Genomic DNA, 14,079 nt, shown 5'->3' on the forward strand with positions numbered 1-14,079 from the left:
ACGTCAGTCCACAAACAGGAATTCATTGCGAATCAGCAGTGTTCGGGCAAATCCGCTCCACGTCAACAGTTCTCGATCAGTTTGAGTGTCGTCGATGGCTGCTTCGTAGCCAGCCAGAAACTCGCGCGATTCGGTGATTTCGCCGGACGTCGGCGGCCGACTGAGCGTGATTTCGAAGGCAGCGGAAATGCGCTGTTCGGTTTGCGATGACAATGCGATCAGCCGCTTCGCGAGACTGGCACTGCGTTCGTGGACGAATTCGTTGTTCATCAGGTACAGCGACTGTGTCGGCACCGTCGTGAGTTCCCGGTGAGCCGTGCTGGTGTTGGGATCAGCTCCGTCGAACAGGCTGAGAAACGGGTGCCGCTTCAGACGCTGCTGCATCAGATACACGCTTCGCCGGTCGGTCGGATAGACACCGTAGTAAGGCGCGTGCTGAGTGAACCCCCATGTGTCAACGTCCGGAAACGGATGTTCCGCGCCCATTGACGGGTCGAGATCACCGCTGACGAACAGCATCGCGTCGCGAATTTCCTCAGCACTCAGCCTTCGACGATTGAACCGCCACACCAGCCGAGCGTCGGGATCGGACTCGGCGGCGGACTCATCGAATTCACTCGACCGCTGCCACGCCGCACTGTTCATGATCAGCCGATGCATCGACTTCACGGACCAGCCGCTTTCCATGAATCGGGTCGCCAGCCAGTCGAGCAGTTCCGGGTGAGACGGCCGATCGCCGCGAGCACCGAAGTCGTTCTCCGTGGCGACCAGGCCGCGACCGAAATGCTGCTGCCAGATACGATTCACCATCACTCGCGCGGTCAGCGGGTTGGAATCGCGAGTCAGCCAGTCGGCCATCTGCAGGCGACCGCTGCCGGAATTTTCGGGAACAGGGTCACCTCCAAGAATCTCCAGATTTGCCCGAGCAACGACGGGACCGGGTTTGCGGTTGTCGCCGCGAATCTGCACTCGCGCGTCCGCCGCGACATCCTGTTCAATCGCGCCATAGATGACGTCTGATGGATCGGCGGTCGCGGCCGGTGTCGTTTCCGAAGATGTCGAGTCCGCGGCGGTCAACCCCGGCGGAACGGCCGGAAACAGATCATACGGCCGCTTCTTTTCTTCCGATCCGGGAAACGAATAGCGAGTGCTTTCGAAGATGCCGTACCAGGCATAGTAGTCGTGCGTGTTGACCGGGTCGTACTTGTGGTCGTGGCAGCGAGCACAGCCGAGCGACAATCCCAGCACCGCCTGGCCGACGGTATCAATCGTGTCCTGAATCGTCAGATAGTGATAGTTCTCCACGTCGAAGCCGAACCGGCGCGAGACGGCGATGAAACCCGTGGCGGTCAGCATCTTCCGGTATTGATCCAGCACCTCGGCATCCGGCGGCAATGGCATTTTTCGATCAACTGCTTCGCGAGGATATCTCCGGCGATCTGTTGCCGGGCGAATTCCGTCGTACGGCATGTCGTCATTGAACGCGGAAACCACCCAGTTGCGATATTTCCAGGCATGTGGAGTCGGATAGTCAGCCGTCTCACCGGCGGTGTCGGCATAGCGGACGACGTCCAGCCAGTGCCGTCCCCAGCGTTCGCCATAGGCCGGAGATTCAAGCCGATCAGCAACGGCCGCGAACGAATCGGGGGACTCATCATTCAGGAACGCGTCGACGTCGGCCGGAGTCGGCGGCAGTCCTGTCAGGTCAAACGTGGCTCGACGAATCAGAGTTCGCTTGTCCGTTGTCGGACGAGCCTGCAGACCAGCGGCCGCCAGCGAAGCATTCACGAACCGATCGATGTCGTTGTTCGTGTCCATCGACACGTCCGACTGCGGCGGAGCCGGATTCGAAACCGGTTGCAGCGACCAGAACAAACGCTCGTCGTCGGTAATCGGTCCGCCGCGCAGAGCCGGGCCGCCTCGCAACGCCGGGCCGGATGTATCGACGATGGCACCGCCCGGCCACACCGCTCCACTGCGAATCCACTGTTCCAGAGCCGCCAGCTCGACGTCGCTGAGTTTTTCGTCGGGCGGCATTTCCAACTCGTCGCTGTGGCGAACCGCCAGCACCAGCAGGCTTGAAGCCGGATCGCCGACGATGACGGCCGGACCGCGATCACCGCCGGCAACCGCAGCCTGACGGGAATCGAGTCGCAGGCCGGATTCCGCTTTCTTCGGCCCGTGGCATTTGACGCAATGTTCCACCAGCAGCGGACGAATGTTGTTTTCAAAATGTTCCGCGGCGTCCGTGTCGCGCGTTTGTGCTCGAAGGTGTCCGGCGTCGCAGATAAGCCACGCGATAACGATCAACAGCGTTCGACAGGGAATGCAGTGATCCCGAGGACCTCGCTCGCTTTCCGGCGGATTATCCGTCGGTCGAAGTCGATTCGCGCCGGCGTGTTGCAGGCTTCCGGAACAGGACACGTGGCGTTCCCCATACGAATGTCTGTCGAACTCACACTTTCCGCACGCACTCGAAACACATGAACACAACATTCTCGGGCGTCGCGTTTGGCGGCCATCGTGCGATTGAGCGCCATCGTGTGCAAGACGGCCAATCGGCCGCGTGACCGATGATATTCCTCGTCTCGCCATTCTGTCCAATCCTGGCGTGCCGGTGCAACATTCGCGTCGCGACCGTCACCGTTCCCGGCGATCGGTTTCCGCAGCGCGGACGCACATCTACAGCCAGATGGCACACGTCAAGACACGATGGCCCGGGCACCGGGGCCGAACGGGACTCTGCGACGTCTTTACCAGGCCGTGTACCGAAAGTCTCCCCTGTTGACCGCACCACGCGTATCGGCTGTGACGGTTATCTGCCTCACGAAGTGACTTCCGCTGCGGCAAATCTCGCCAGTCATAACGTCCTGTGAAGTTACGGGGCCTGCGTTGACGAAACATCTTTCAGCGATCAGTGACTTTCAGGTCTGACTTCCGTTTACACCGAACCCAAGAAGATGAGGTACCAGGCAATGAAGAGGCTCATGCTGGGAGCCGCTGCTGCAGTTGCCGTACTGCTGAACAGCGGTCTGGTTATGGCCGGGCTGTGCGGAGCGGGCAGTTTTTCATGCTGTCCCACCGCCGCCTGCAACGGCTGTAACGATTTCACAACGGCTGAGTGTGGCTGCGCACCGCAGTACCGCACTGTCCAGGAAACAGTTTGGGAACAGCAGCAGTACACCTGCATGCGAACCGTGATTGACACGTGCACGGAAACGGTGCCGGTCAGTTGCACTCGCAACGTGTACGACACCTGCTACCGAGACGAGTGCTACACGGTCTGCAAGCCCGTGTACACGACTCACTACCGCTGCGTTCAGCAGACGGTGTGCAAGCCGGTTTATGAAACCTGCTACAAGACGATTACGTGCAACGTTCGCAAGCCGCACTACAACACGTGCTATCGCGACGTCTGCTACAACGTCTGCAAGCCGGTTTACAAGACCTGCTACCGTGATGTGTGCTACAACGTCTGCAAGCCGGTTTACAATACCTGCTACCGCGACGTCTGCTGCACGGAATGGAAGACGGATACTCAGACATGCTACCGCGACTGCACCTACACCGTCTTCAAGCCGGTGACGGACACGCGGGTTGTCGATGTCTGCAGCGGACGCTGGGAAACCTACACGAAGTACATTCCCGGCCCGGTTGTTGAAAAGTGCGTTCCTGATCCGTGCAACCCCTGCTGCATGAAGAAGGTCTGCTGCCAGTGCCCCGGCCGCAACGTCTGCTGCCGACGCTGGGTGCCCTGCACCGTGCAGAAGACCATCACCTGCACTCGCATGGTTCCGGAATGCTGCACGAAGCAGGTTCCTTACACGGTCTGCCGCCGCTATCCGGTGACGGTCACGAAGAAGGTTCCGTACACAACCTGCACGTTCACCAACGAAACCTGCACCAAGCGGATTCCCTATACGACCTGCTGCATGGTTCAGGAAACCTGCCACAAGAAGGTTCCCTACACAACCTGCACCTGGACGAACGAATGCGTCACAAAGCAGATTCCCTATACAACCTGCCGTATGGAGAAGTCCTGCGTGACGAAGAAGATTCCGTACACAACCTGCTGCGTCACAAAGCAACAGTGTACTCGCAAAGTGCCTTACACTGTGTGCCGACAGGTGTGTGAAACCCGAATGGTCACTCGCACCAAGTGCATTCCTCGCCAGGTGCCCGTCACGATGACCCGCTGCGTACCGCGAGTCGTCTGCCGACAGGTTCCCTGTGACCCCTGCACGCCGAGCTGCGGTGCACCGGTCGCACCAGGCTGCGGTGCTCCAATGGGCGGTTGCAACTAGCAAAGCGGCAACAGTCGCCTGCGGTCTGACTGCTCGCTGAAGGATGATTCGAGGGGAAGTTCACACGACGTGAACTTCCCCTTTTTTTTGTTTTGGGAACGGAAATCACCGCCGCTCAGTCCTCCAGTCTCCATCGCCGATCGCCCGCCGATTACTGTCCGCTCGATCGTTCACCCTTCGCGTCCGCAAGGTTCTTCCACACGCCCAGCCGGACTCCTGTCAGCATTGCCGCTCCGGTCGCGGCTTCTTCCGTGAACGGAGAAACGTCGACAGGAACGCCAAATCGCTGCGACACGAATTTCACCAGCCACGGAATCTGACGTGGCGCGTTTCCCGACATCACAATGCGGCTGACGGGTGTCGGACGATGAGCACTCGCGGCCACGTAAACGTCGTGCATCACCTGAGCGATTCCCTGCAGGATGCTTCCCGCGACGCTGGCGGGGGTGAAATTCTTCGAACCAACCTGCCGAAACACTCCGCGCCGCAGAGGCTGCGGTCGAGTCCCGGAAAAGTACGGTTCGCAGATCAGGCCGTTTGAATCCGGTTCGCCCTGCATTTGTTGCTGCAGCACCGACCAGATCTCCGCCTCGGAACGATCGACGCCAAAGGCATTCAGCCACGAACGGACGGTGCTGTTGACCCAGGCAATGGAATTCCCGCCGACCAGACCGGCGCCGACAAGGATGAACTGGAAGTCGTCGTCGCGGGAGGAGCTGCCGGGAAGGTAGCGAGTATCCATCCCGTCGACTCGAACGAACTCGGGAACGCGCCACACGATCTGTCCTCCGGTGCCGATGTTGATCAGCACCGCGTTCGGATCGTCCGGCAGAGAACTCAGCACGGCTGCCTGGTTATCGCCGAGTGCGTTTCCAACCAGCGTCCCGGCCGGGATTCCGGTGCGTTCCGACATCGCTTCCGTCAGCCGGCCGACTGGTCGCCCGGACGGCTGCACCTTCGGCAGCCAGTCGGGATTGACGTCTGCGGCCTGCAGCAGGTCGCTGTTCCAGCGGTCGACGGCCAGATCTGCCAGTCCGGAAGACGCGGCGTGCGACCGGTCAGTCACCACGGGTTCTCCCGTCAGTTGACTTCCCACCCAGTCGGCAACGAAGCTGACCGACGCGCAGTGTTCCGGCCATTGTCTCAGCCGCCGCAACGCGAAGACGGTGCTGCCGAGATACCCCGGAGCCAGGCGGCATCCGGAATTTCGAATCGCCTCAGCGGGTGCTCGTTCAAGCAACTCATCCAGCAGCGTCGCCGAACCCCGCGGATCGACGACCGACATCACGCGTTTGTCCTGCCACGTAATGACATTTCCGATCGGTGCCTGGTAGCCGTCCAGCAGAACCGTGCTGTGCATCTGCCCGGTCAGCCCGATGGCCTTGATGTCTGCCGGCACAGTCGCCGCTGCGAGTTGACGCAGAACCTCGTGAGCCGTCGTCAGCAGCGTGTCCGGGTCCTGTTCCGCATAGCCCTCGGGCAGCCCGGACACCGCCGCGTGGTGCTGGCAGGTGACGGAATGCAGCAACCGCCCGGAATCGTCCAGGGCGACTCCCGAAATGCTGGTTGTCCCGATATCGAGCCCAAGAATGATGCGTGACATAAACCGAAGGCGCTCTGCCGGCCCGCAGTCGCAGCGATCATCGTTGCTGCCGAAATGTGATGCGCCCGTGGCGGGAAATCAAGGCTGACGGCTCACGCGGCCAATGCTTTGCCGGCACGGCCTTGATAAGCAGCGTGGCACTGGCTGTGCCAGTGATCTCCGCGGCGGACGGCACAGCCACTGGTCTTCCCGGCGAAGGCGCACTGGCACAGTCAGTGGCACACATCAAGGCGCGCAGGCCGGGGTACTACATTCCCGGTGCGTCGCTGACGATCAGGCTCCTGGCGATCGCAACGGCGCCGGTGACCGGATCACTGACGATGGTCACGTGGTCATCGGTCGCACCACAGCGACTGGTCACGTACCGGCGAAAACGGTCCTGCCGAACCAACACGCCGCCGGCCAGCGCGAGCGAGAACGGCTCCGCGGTGAAATCCAGTTCCCTGACCAGCGTCCGGACCATTGTCGAAAGCGCGTCCGCGGCTTCGACGACAATCCGACGTGCGACTTCATCACTTTCGGACGCGGCAAACACGACTTCGGCCAGAGCCGCGATATCCGCGAGTCGCATGGAGTCGCTGTGAATGCGTTCGACGAGCTGCATCGGCGTTGTCGTCTGAAGTCGATCCTGCAGGCGCGGCAGCAGGTCTGTCGACGGCCCGCGTTTGTCGGCTGCCTGAGCCGCCGCTCGAAGTCCGGCGATGGCGATCGCGTAGCCGCTGCCTTCGTCGCCGAAGAAGTGTCCCCAGCCTCCCGCGCGAGCCGTCCGGCCGGACGAATTGCGGCCGAACGCCAGCGAACCCGTCCCGCTGACAAGTGCGATGCCGACACGATCCGGCGACGCAGCCGCCAGGATGAGTTCCACGTCGCTGGTGATCGAAACTGCCTCGGCCACGCCGGAGCTTTCAGCCCACGAGTGCAGCCGCTGCTGTTCCGTCGATCGCCCGGCCCCGGCGGCTCCGATGCACGCTGCCGCGACGGGGCCTCGCGTTACGCGCGCGTCCGCAAAGGCCGCTGCGATGGCGGCAGCGATGTTCGATTCCGCAGCTTCGAACCCGACAGCCGCGCGGGTTTCCGGGACCCGCTGTGCCGCGGCCGACCACGTCCTGTGCGTGACCGGAATCGGAAACCGTCGCCAGCCAGGCCGACGTTTTTGTTCCGCCGGCATCGATTCCCAGCACCAGATTCGAATGTTGTGCCACCAATGCCACAGTCCCCGCGTCACTTCCGGAATGAGGTCCAGTGCGCAGCCGTCACTCCGGACGCTGTTGTTCCAGAGCCCCCCGAAGTTGTCCGCCGGACTGCCTCCAGCATCTTCCGAGCCTCAGCGGCGGACACACCGCGTCGGATTGAAACGACGGTGGTTTTCAGTTCTCCATCGCATTCCGCGAGTCGTTCATCGGCCTGCGCTTCATCGACATCCGTCAGCAGGCACACCAGCCGTCGCGAGCGAGCGACCAGCTTGGTGTTGGTGGCTCGCAGATCAACCATCAGATTTCCGTACGTCTTGCCGAGCAGCACCATGGCTCCGGTGGTCAGCATGTTCAGCACCATCTTCGTGGCCGTGCCGGCTTTCAGGCGAGTCGAGCCGCTGATGACTTCCGGTCCGACGATTGGCGTGATCATCAGATCCGCCGCTTCGGCCAGAGCCGAGCCGTCGTTGCAGGCCAGTCCGATGGCAAACGCACCGACGCTGCGAGCGTACCGCAGGCCTCCAATGACGTACGGCGTTCGTCCGCTGGTCGCGATGCCCACGACGACATCAGCACTTGTGATTTCGTTCCGCTTCAGATCTTCGACGCCGATTTCCGGATGATCCTCCACGCCTTCCGCCGCTGTGCAGAGCCGTCGTAGCCTCCCGCGATCAGCCCCACGACCATTCCCCGCGGCGTGCTGAACGTGGGTGGGCACCGTGGCGTCAAGCACACCCAGTCGGCCGGATGTGCCGGCGCCGAGATAGATCAGCCGACCTCCGGAACGAAGCCGGTCGGCGATCACATCAATCGCCGCAGCGATCGACGCTTCCTCCCGACCGACTGCCGCGGCGACGCGTGCATCTTCGGAATTCATCAGCCGCACGATTTGCGAAGCCGACAGCCGGTCGATTTCCGCCGACGCGGGATTGACGCCTTCGGTTGTCATGCCACTGTTCATGGAATCGGAACCTTTCGTCTTGCGGACGCCGCGCCGAAGAGTTGTGGCGGCCGATCAAACGTTGCTGCGATCAGGAACTCGCCAGCGCGACGGCTCCATGCACAACGACCTCTTCCCCAAGCAGCGGAGCGACAAGCACATACCGGTTCGAAAGCGGACCGAACACGTATCGTTCGACCGCTTGCCGCAGCGGGTTGAAAAACAAGTCGTCGCCCATCAACGACACACCGCCTCCCACGATGACCGCGTCCGGAGCGACCAGCGCGATGACCTGAGCGATCGCCCAACCCAGCGTATCCGTTCCCGTTCGCAGAATCCCGCGAGCACCCGCATTGCCGCTCCAGGCCGACTGGCCGACCATCAGCGTCGTCAGCAGACGGACGTCGCCGCCGCACCGCTGAAGCAATTCATCGCGTTCGGCTTCGTCCAGGATCGGGCGACCTTCGGGAAGCAGTCGATCCTGCAAACGCGGCGGTGCATCCGTCAGGCATGCTCGAGCCGTCGCGGCAATGCCCCAGCCGCTGGCAAGCGATTCGACGGTCGCGTGCGAATCAGCCGCGTGAGTTCCCGGACGCAGATGACCGATCTCCGCGGCTGACGGCCGATCCGTGCCGTGTACCTGACCATTGATGACCAGTCCACCGCCGACCCCCGTTCCGACCGTCACGTAGAACACCGTGCGATGTCCTCTGCCGGCGCCAAAGCGAGCTTCCGCCAGAGCCGCACAGTCGCAGTCGTTCCCCAGCACCGATGGCAGTCCCAGCGTCTCGGAAATCCAACTGACCAGCGGCACTCCCGTCCAGCCTTCGATCTGATGGCTGGTAATGACGCGCCCGGAGGCTCCGTCCACAGGCCCCCCGAACCCAACGCCGACGCGCTGGATTTCAAAGCGTTCCGCCAGACGCCCCGCCGTCGACTGGATCTGACGAAGAATGCCCTCCGCGCCGTGCTCGGGAACAACGTCGCATCGTTCGAACGCAGCGAAGTGAGCACTGGTCCCGTCGCCAACGCCCAGTTGCAGTTTCGTCCCGCCGATTTCAATTCCCAGGAACATTCACGTCGCCTGATTCAGAGTCCGATGCGGTCGCACGAAAACACGGTAAACGGACATGGAACGAACAGTCGCCATTATCGGGAGGGCGAGGCTCCCGCCGAGCCGCTGCCGCAACGGACGTCCTTTGGCACACGCGGCTCGGCAGGAGCCCGCCCTCCCGAACATGCGTCCGGAATGGGTACCACATCTCGCAGAAGTTGTGCGGCAGCCGTCGGAAAGCGTTATGAGACGCGCTGACTCCATTGAACGTTGCGGTCCGAATTGGCCGTCCACAGATTTCGCAGATTCACACAGATAATATCATCGGGAGGGCGAGGCTCCCGCCGAGCCGCTGCCGCCATCGACGTCCTCTGGCACACGCGGCTCGGCAGGAGCCTCGCCCCTCCGCGAGTGTCGGCCGTCGAGACCTGACTCGACGTCGGTTCGGCAGGAGCCTCGGCCTCGAGTGCCTCCCCGGTCGTCCTCTGGCACACGTGGCTCGGCAGGAGCCGCGGCCTCCCGTGTTGTCGCCCTCCCGTAGGCTCCCGCCGTCCCGAGTGTCGCACACCTGCAGTCATCAAGCTACGCCTGGCTATGCGCTCGCCGCGTACCGGCCTTCGTGGTTGATTCTTGCGAACACGTCATTCAACACCCAGTGGAACAGACACAGGTGGATGCTTTCCACCATGCCCATGTCGTTCAGCGCCACGTGCAGACCGTCCTGCTGAGACTCCTTCAGCTTTCCGCCGCCGTAGCCGGTCAGACCGAAAGTCTTCAGGCCGTGCCGGTTGGCCCAGTCGACGGCGTTCAGCACGTTGGGGCTGTTCCCGGAACCACTGATTGCCAACAGGACGTCTCCCGGCTGTCCGTAGTTCATCAACTGCTGCACGAAGATCTGGTCATAGGCCAGATCATTTCCGACGGCCATCAGCCAGCCGGCATTGTCGGTCAGGCTCAGAACTTTCAGACGTTTGCGGGATTCGTCTTTCAGGTCGCATTCCCGCAGTGAACTCTTGCCGAGATCTTCGGCCATGTGGCTGGCCGTCGTGCCCGATCCGCCGTTTCCGATGATGTAAACGAAGTTGCCGGTTTCCCAGGCCGAATACACCAGGTCCGCCCAGCGAGTCATCGCGGCCTGATCAATTCGCTGCAATTCTTCATTCAGCCGATTCATGTACCCGGCCGTATCGAGCGCCGCACCCAGCATTGTGTGTCCCTGTTCAGTCGAACGAATCAAATGACGCGGGATTCTTGCCGGGCGTCGCACCGCAAATCAAGCGACATGTCTCGAACGCTGCCGCCGATCTGCCGGGTTGCGTGAATCGAAAGCCGGCTACATTTCGATGCCCAGCCGCTGCAGTTCGCGGCGCAGTTCATCGATGTCCCATGCGCGAAGTCCCGACAGGCGGTCGCCGACGGCAAGCCGGTTTCCGTCCGCGCTGATCGCGACCCAGGCTTCGTGGACGAAAGCCGGCAGCGTTGCCATGACACGACCGTCCGGAACATGAACCAGCCTGATTTCCGGGCCGGGACGACTGATGGCAAGGACGCGGCCGTCCGCGGAAAACGACATCTGTGTGCCGTTTCGCGGCGGAAAATCATCGTCGACTTTCCAGATCGTGCGATGACTATCCTGCCAGGTATCGACGTCCAGAAACACCAGAGCTTCCCTGGTATCGACCGCCAGCCAGCGTCCGTCGGGAGTGAACATCGCCGACAGCACGGCTCTTTCCGGAAACAACGAACGAAGATGTTCGCCCGACGTGATGTCCCGAATTTCGAGTCCTGGAAGTGTCCTGATGCAGGTGGCCAGAAGGCGGCAGTCCGGACTGAGCGACGTGGTCATGTCCTGCGTGTCACCGGTGTTGACGAACACTGTCGGCGAAGCAACGTCATTCGTGTCCAGAATTGCCACGCGTCCGTCTTCCGGAATCGCAACCCGGCCGTGTCGCAGATCAGACATGCCGTTCGGACAGGACTCAAACGGCAGTTGCAGCGCCGAAGCGGCCGCGTCGTCGAGTACCGTGTGACCATTGACTTCGCGCAGCGGGATCAGCGAAACACCGTCGTCGGAGGCCAGCAGGACGACCGGCGCAGTGTCCACCGGCGCGCCGTCGAATGACGCGCCGTCCACCGGCGTACCGTTTGTCATACGCAGGTCGTATGAGTTGCCGTTCGGGATGAATGACCGGTGACCTCCGGAGTTCCAGTCGAACGCGTGAAGTCCTTCCCAGTTGCATCCCAGCAGCAGATCTCCGGCGGGAACGAATGCTGCCTTGTCGATTTCCACCGGCCACCTGCGGCAGACGTTTCCGGACGCCACTTCGAAGCGAGCGATGTGTTCGCCGATCATCCCGACCATTGAACTTCCGTCTTCCGAAAACTGAACCGCGGTGCCGAGACCGGCAACGAGTTCTTCCCGAGCGAACACGTCCCACAGTCGCACGATGCCGTCGCTGCCGCTCGTCGCCAGCAAGCGGTTGTCCGGGCTGAACGCAATGGACGTAATCCAGGCTTCGTGTCCCGCAAAGCTGTCGTATTCCTCATCGGCATCGGCATCGGCATCGGGCGACAGCCGGAACAGCCTGACCAGATGGCGGCTGCCGCCAACGGCCAGCCAGTTGCCGTCCGGACTGAAGGCTGCCGCCTGCAGCTCATCGCCGGATCGAACTCCTGGTGAGCCCACAACTTTCTGCGTCAACACGTCGATGATTTTCAGTTGATCGCCGCCCCAGACCGCCAGGCGACGATCGTCCGGCGCGAACACGCAGCCGGACGGTTCGAACTCGACGTCAGCCGAGATCGTCGTGACGCCTCCCGACTCGGAAACCAGTGACACGCTGCCGTCTCGATTCACGACGGCTGCGGTTTCCGACAGAGAATCGAAACAGACGGCCGCCGGATGCCCGGAAACGGCCGGTCGCTCAGGTTCCGCGGAACTTGCCAGATCCCAGCGATAAACGGCGTCCGGCTGTTCCGCACGAACCAGCAGCCAGCGACCGTCCGGCGAAACTTCCACCTGCGCGGCGTGGCCGTCCGGCGGACGAAATCGCGAAGCGGGTTCACTGTCGCTCATCGAACTCAACACAACATCGTTCGCAAAGTCGACATGAACGGCACGGCGCAGCCGGCGGTCAAAGGCGATCAGAGCGGGATCGCGTGAAACCTGCGTGTTCGGCCAGCGACGCTGCAGGCGAAAGTCGGCCATCGCAAGGCAGGCGATTACTTCGTCGCGGATCTTCGCGCGAGTCGCCTCGTCCGCATCCAGATCGCGGGCCAGCGACCAGGCCTGTGTCAGTGAATCGAGTCCCTGAAACCGACGGCCGGCGACGCTGGAATTCCGGTTGGCCTGCGCTTCGGAAATCAGCGACGCCAGCAGGTTTCTCTGTCCGTCCTGTTCCGCCGCGACAGCTCGCTGAACCTGCTGACTGAGCCGGATGGTCATCACCGTCGCGACAATCGTGATCAGCATCAGTGCCGCGATCAGCGATGCCGACAGAGCCGCCACTCCGGGTTTTCGGCGACACCAGCGATGCAGACGCCCGAATGTTCCGACGGGTCGGGCCAGAATCGGCTGACCGTGCTGAAACCGCAGCAACTCGTCTTCCAGGTCCGCCGCCGATGAATAGCGCCGTCGAGGTTCCTTTTCCAGGCACTTCAGGCAGATCGTTTCCAGGTCTTTCGGAATCCGATTGCGAAGTCGCGCCGGAGCAACCGGTTCGGTCGTCTGCACGAGCTGCAGAGTTTCCAGATCGGATTCTCCAACCAGCGGCGGGCGGCCGGTCAGCAGTTCGTAAAGGATCGCGCCCAGCGAATACACGTCGGACGTTTCGTCGCACTGACTGACCTTGCCGCCGGCCTGTTCCGGCGACATGTACGCCGCCGTTCCCATGACGACGTTGCTGAGCGTCGTGTCGAAACCTTCCCCCTGAATCTTCGCCAGTCCGAAGTCAGAAATGCGCGGTTCGAACGGAAACGAAGCCGGCCGCAGCGGGTCCGACGCATCTCGCGCTTCGCCAGCCGGTTCCAGAAGAATGTTGCCGGGTTTCAAATCACGATGCAGCACGCCTCGCGAATGAGCGTGCCGGACCGCCGACGCCAACTGCGACATCAGCCACGCGACAAGCCGAATTTCCAGAGGACGATCCTGCCGCTTCAGCCATTCCGCCAGGTTTGGGCCCGAACAATAGGCCGAAGCGATATAGCACACGCCGTCGCATTCGCCCGCTTCATGAATCGGCACGATTCCCGGATGATTCAGCTGCTGCCGCTGCCTGTGCTTCCCGAAGAAATCGCTCCCGCAGCGCGTCGTCCGGAAACGCCCCTCCGCGAGGAACCTTGACCGCGACATTTCGCCGAAGCACCGGATCTCTCGCCAGCCAGACGACTCCAAACGCGCCCTGTCCGATCCAATCCTGAAACTCAAAACGGCTGATTTCGGGAACTCGCGGACGCCGCAGCGTTCGCCGCCGTTGTGGTGCTGCAGTGGGATGCGTCGATTCGCCGGCGGAGTTGATTCGACCGGTGACACGACGCAGAACGGAACCGGCATTTGCTTCCGGAATCAGCGTGTCAGCACTGCTGTCCGAATTCGCCATCGCGCCGCAAAGCGCGCGGACCAGCCGATCGTCGCTGTGAGCGGCCGTCAGCGATTCCAGTCGAGTGCAGCACTCGTCGCACGACTCCAGGTGCAGGCTGATCGCTCCGGATCGCGGACCGCTGAGCAGACCGTTCACGAAGTCCTGCAGCTCGCGTTCTCCGGGATGGGATGTCGTCAGTTGCATCGCGGAATACCGTCAGCAATGTCTCACAAGACGTCCGAACATCCGGCTGTCCCATCATCCGCCTCCAATGGCGTTCGTATTCTCCGCCGACGACGGGGATCGCCCTCGCCCGCAACGCGGGAGAGGGAGATTTTTCTGCGTCCAGCAGAAAAATCGGGGTGAGGGCCGACCGCGCCAGCCGTGCAGCCAGCCAGCGTGCGG

The 14,079-nt window shown here is 62.1% G+C and carries 9 protein-coding genes; 1 reads left to right on the plus strand and 8 read right to left on the minus strand.

What is annotated here, in order from left to right; all coding sequences use genetic code 11:
- Nucleotides 1–3: 3 nt before the first annotated feature.
- On the minus strand, nt 4–2,424 hold the full coding sequence (locus R3C19_19165) for a PSD1 and planctomycete cytochrome C domain-containing protein (GenBank protein ID MEZ6062470.1): 2,421 nt from the start codon (nt 2,422–2,424) through the stop codon (nt 4–6).
- 551 nt (nt 2,425–2,975) lie between these two features.
- Here R3C19_19165 and R3C19_19170 point away from each other — a divergent pair.
- Entirely contained in the window at nt 2,976–4,304 is a 1,329-nt protein-coding gene (locus R3C19_19170; GenBank protein ID MEZ6062471.1) for a hypothetical protein, read from the plus strand.
- 151 nt (nt 4,305–4,455) lie between these two features.
- Here the strand turns inward: R3C19_19170 and R3C19_19175 are convergent, their stop codons facing one another.
- The 7 genes from R3C19_19175 to R3C19_19205 all read right to left on the minus strand — a co-directional run bounded on the left by R3C19_19175 (nt 4,456) and on the right by R3C19_19205 (nt 13,878).
- Nucleotides 4,456–5,907, minus strand: a complete 1,452-nt coding sequence (locus tag R3C19_19175) for an FGGY family carbohydrate kinase (protein MEZ6062472.1) — start codon at nt 5,905–5,907, stop codon at nt 4,456–4,458.
- A gap of 247 nt (nt 5,908–6,154) precedes the next feature.
- Nucleotides 6,155–7,132: a BadF/BadG/BcrA/BcrD ATPase family protein gene (locus R3C19_19180; GenBank protein MEZ6062473.1), complete on the minus strand. Its 978-nt coding sequence runs from the start codon at nt 7,130–7,132 to the stop codon at nt 6,155–6,157.
- A complete protein-coding gene (gene murQ, locus R3C19_19185; GenBank protein ID MEZ6062474.1) occupies nt 7,129–8,061 on the minus strand; it encodes an N-acetylmuramic acid 6-phosphate etherase in 933 nt (310 codons plus the stop codon). The genes R3C19_19180 and murQ overlap by 4 nt, the downstream gene beginning before the upstream one ends.
- 70 nt (nt 8,062–8,131) lie before the next feature.
- Nucleotides 8,132–9,115 (minus strand): ROK family protein, encoded by a 984-nt coding sequence (locus R3C19_19190; GenBank protein ID MEZ6062475.1) that lies wholly within the window; start codon nt 9,113–9,115, stop codon nt 8,132–8,134.
- A 571-nt stretch (nt 9,116–9,686) separates the two neighbouring features.
- Complete coding sequence (locus R3C19_19195) at nt 9,687–10,301, minus strand: SIS domain-containing protein (protein MEZ6062476.1); 615 nt, start codon at nt 10,299–10,301, stop codon at nt 9,687–9,689.
- Nucleotides 10,302–10,427: 126 nt separating this feature from the next.
- On the minus strand, nt 10,428–13,337 hold the full coding sequence (locus R3C19_19200; protein ID MEZ6062477.1) for a WD40 repeat domain-containing serine/threonine protein kinase: 2,910 nt from the start codon (nt 13,335–13,337) through the stop codon (nt 10,428–10,430).
- Entirely contained in the window at nt 13,324–13,878 is a 555-nt protein-coding gene (locus R3C19_19205) for a hypothetical protein (protein ID MEZ6062478.1), read from the minus strand. The genes R3C19_19200 and R3C19_19205 overlap by 14 nt, the downstream gene beginning before the upstream one ends.
- Nucleotides 13,879–14,079: the final 201 nt, after the last annotated feature.

The organism is Planctomycetaceae bacterium (assembly GCA_041398785.1).
Taxonomy (GTDB): domain Bacteria; phylum Planctomycetota; class Planctomycetia; order Planctomycetales; family Planctomycetaceae; genus JAWKUA01.

What these genes read in the sequence shown, in the direction of transcription:
- R3C19_19170 (MEZ6062471.1), top strand. Translation starts at nt 2,976, where the DNA reads ATGAAGAGGCTCATGCTGGGAGCCGCTGCTGCAGTTGCCGTACTGCTG.
- R3C19_19175 (MEZ6062472.1), bottom strand. Translation starts at nt 5,907, where the DNA reads ATGTCACGCATCATTCTTGGGCTCGATATCGGGACAACCAGCATTTCG.
- murQ (MEZ6062474.1), bottom strand. Translation starts at nt 8,061, where the DNA reads ATGAACAGTGGCATGACAACCGAAGGCGTCAATCCCGCGTCGGCGGAA.
- R3C19_19190 (MEZ6062475.1), bottom strand. Translation starts at nt 9,115, where the DNA reads ATGTTCCTGGGAATTGAAATCGGCGGGACGAAACTGCAACTGGGCGTT.
- R3C19_19195 (MEZ6062476.1), bottom strand. Translation starts at nt 10,301, where the DNA reads ATGCTGGGTGCGGCGCTCGATACGGCCGGGTACATGAATCGGCTGAAT.
- R3C19_19205 (MEZ6062478.1), bottom strand. Translation starts at nt 13,878, where the DNA reads ATGCAACTGACGACATCCCATCCCGGAGAACGCGAGCTGCAGGACTTC.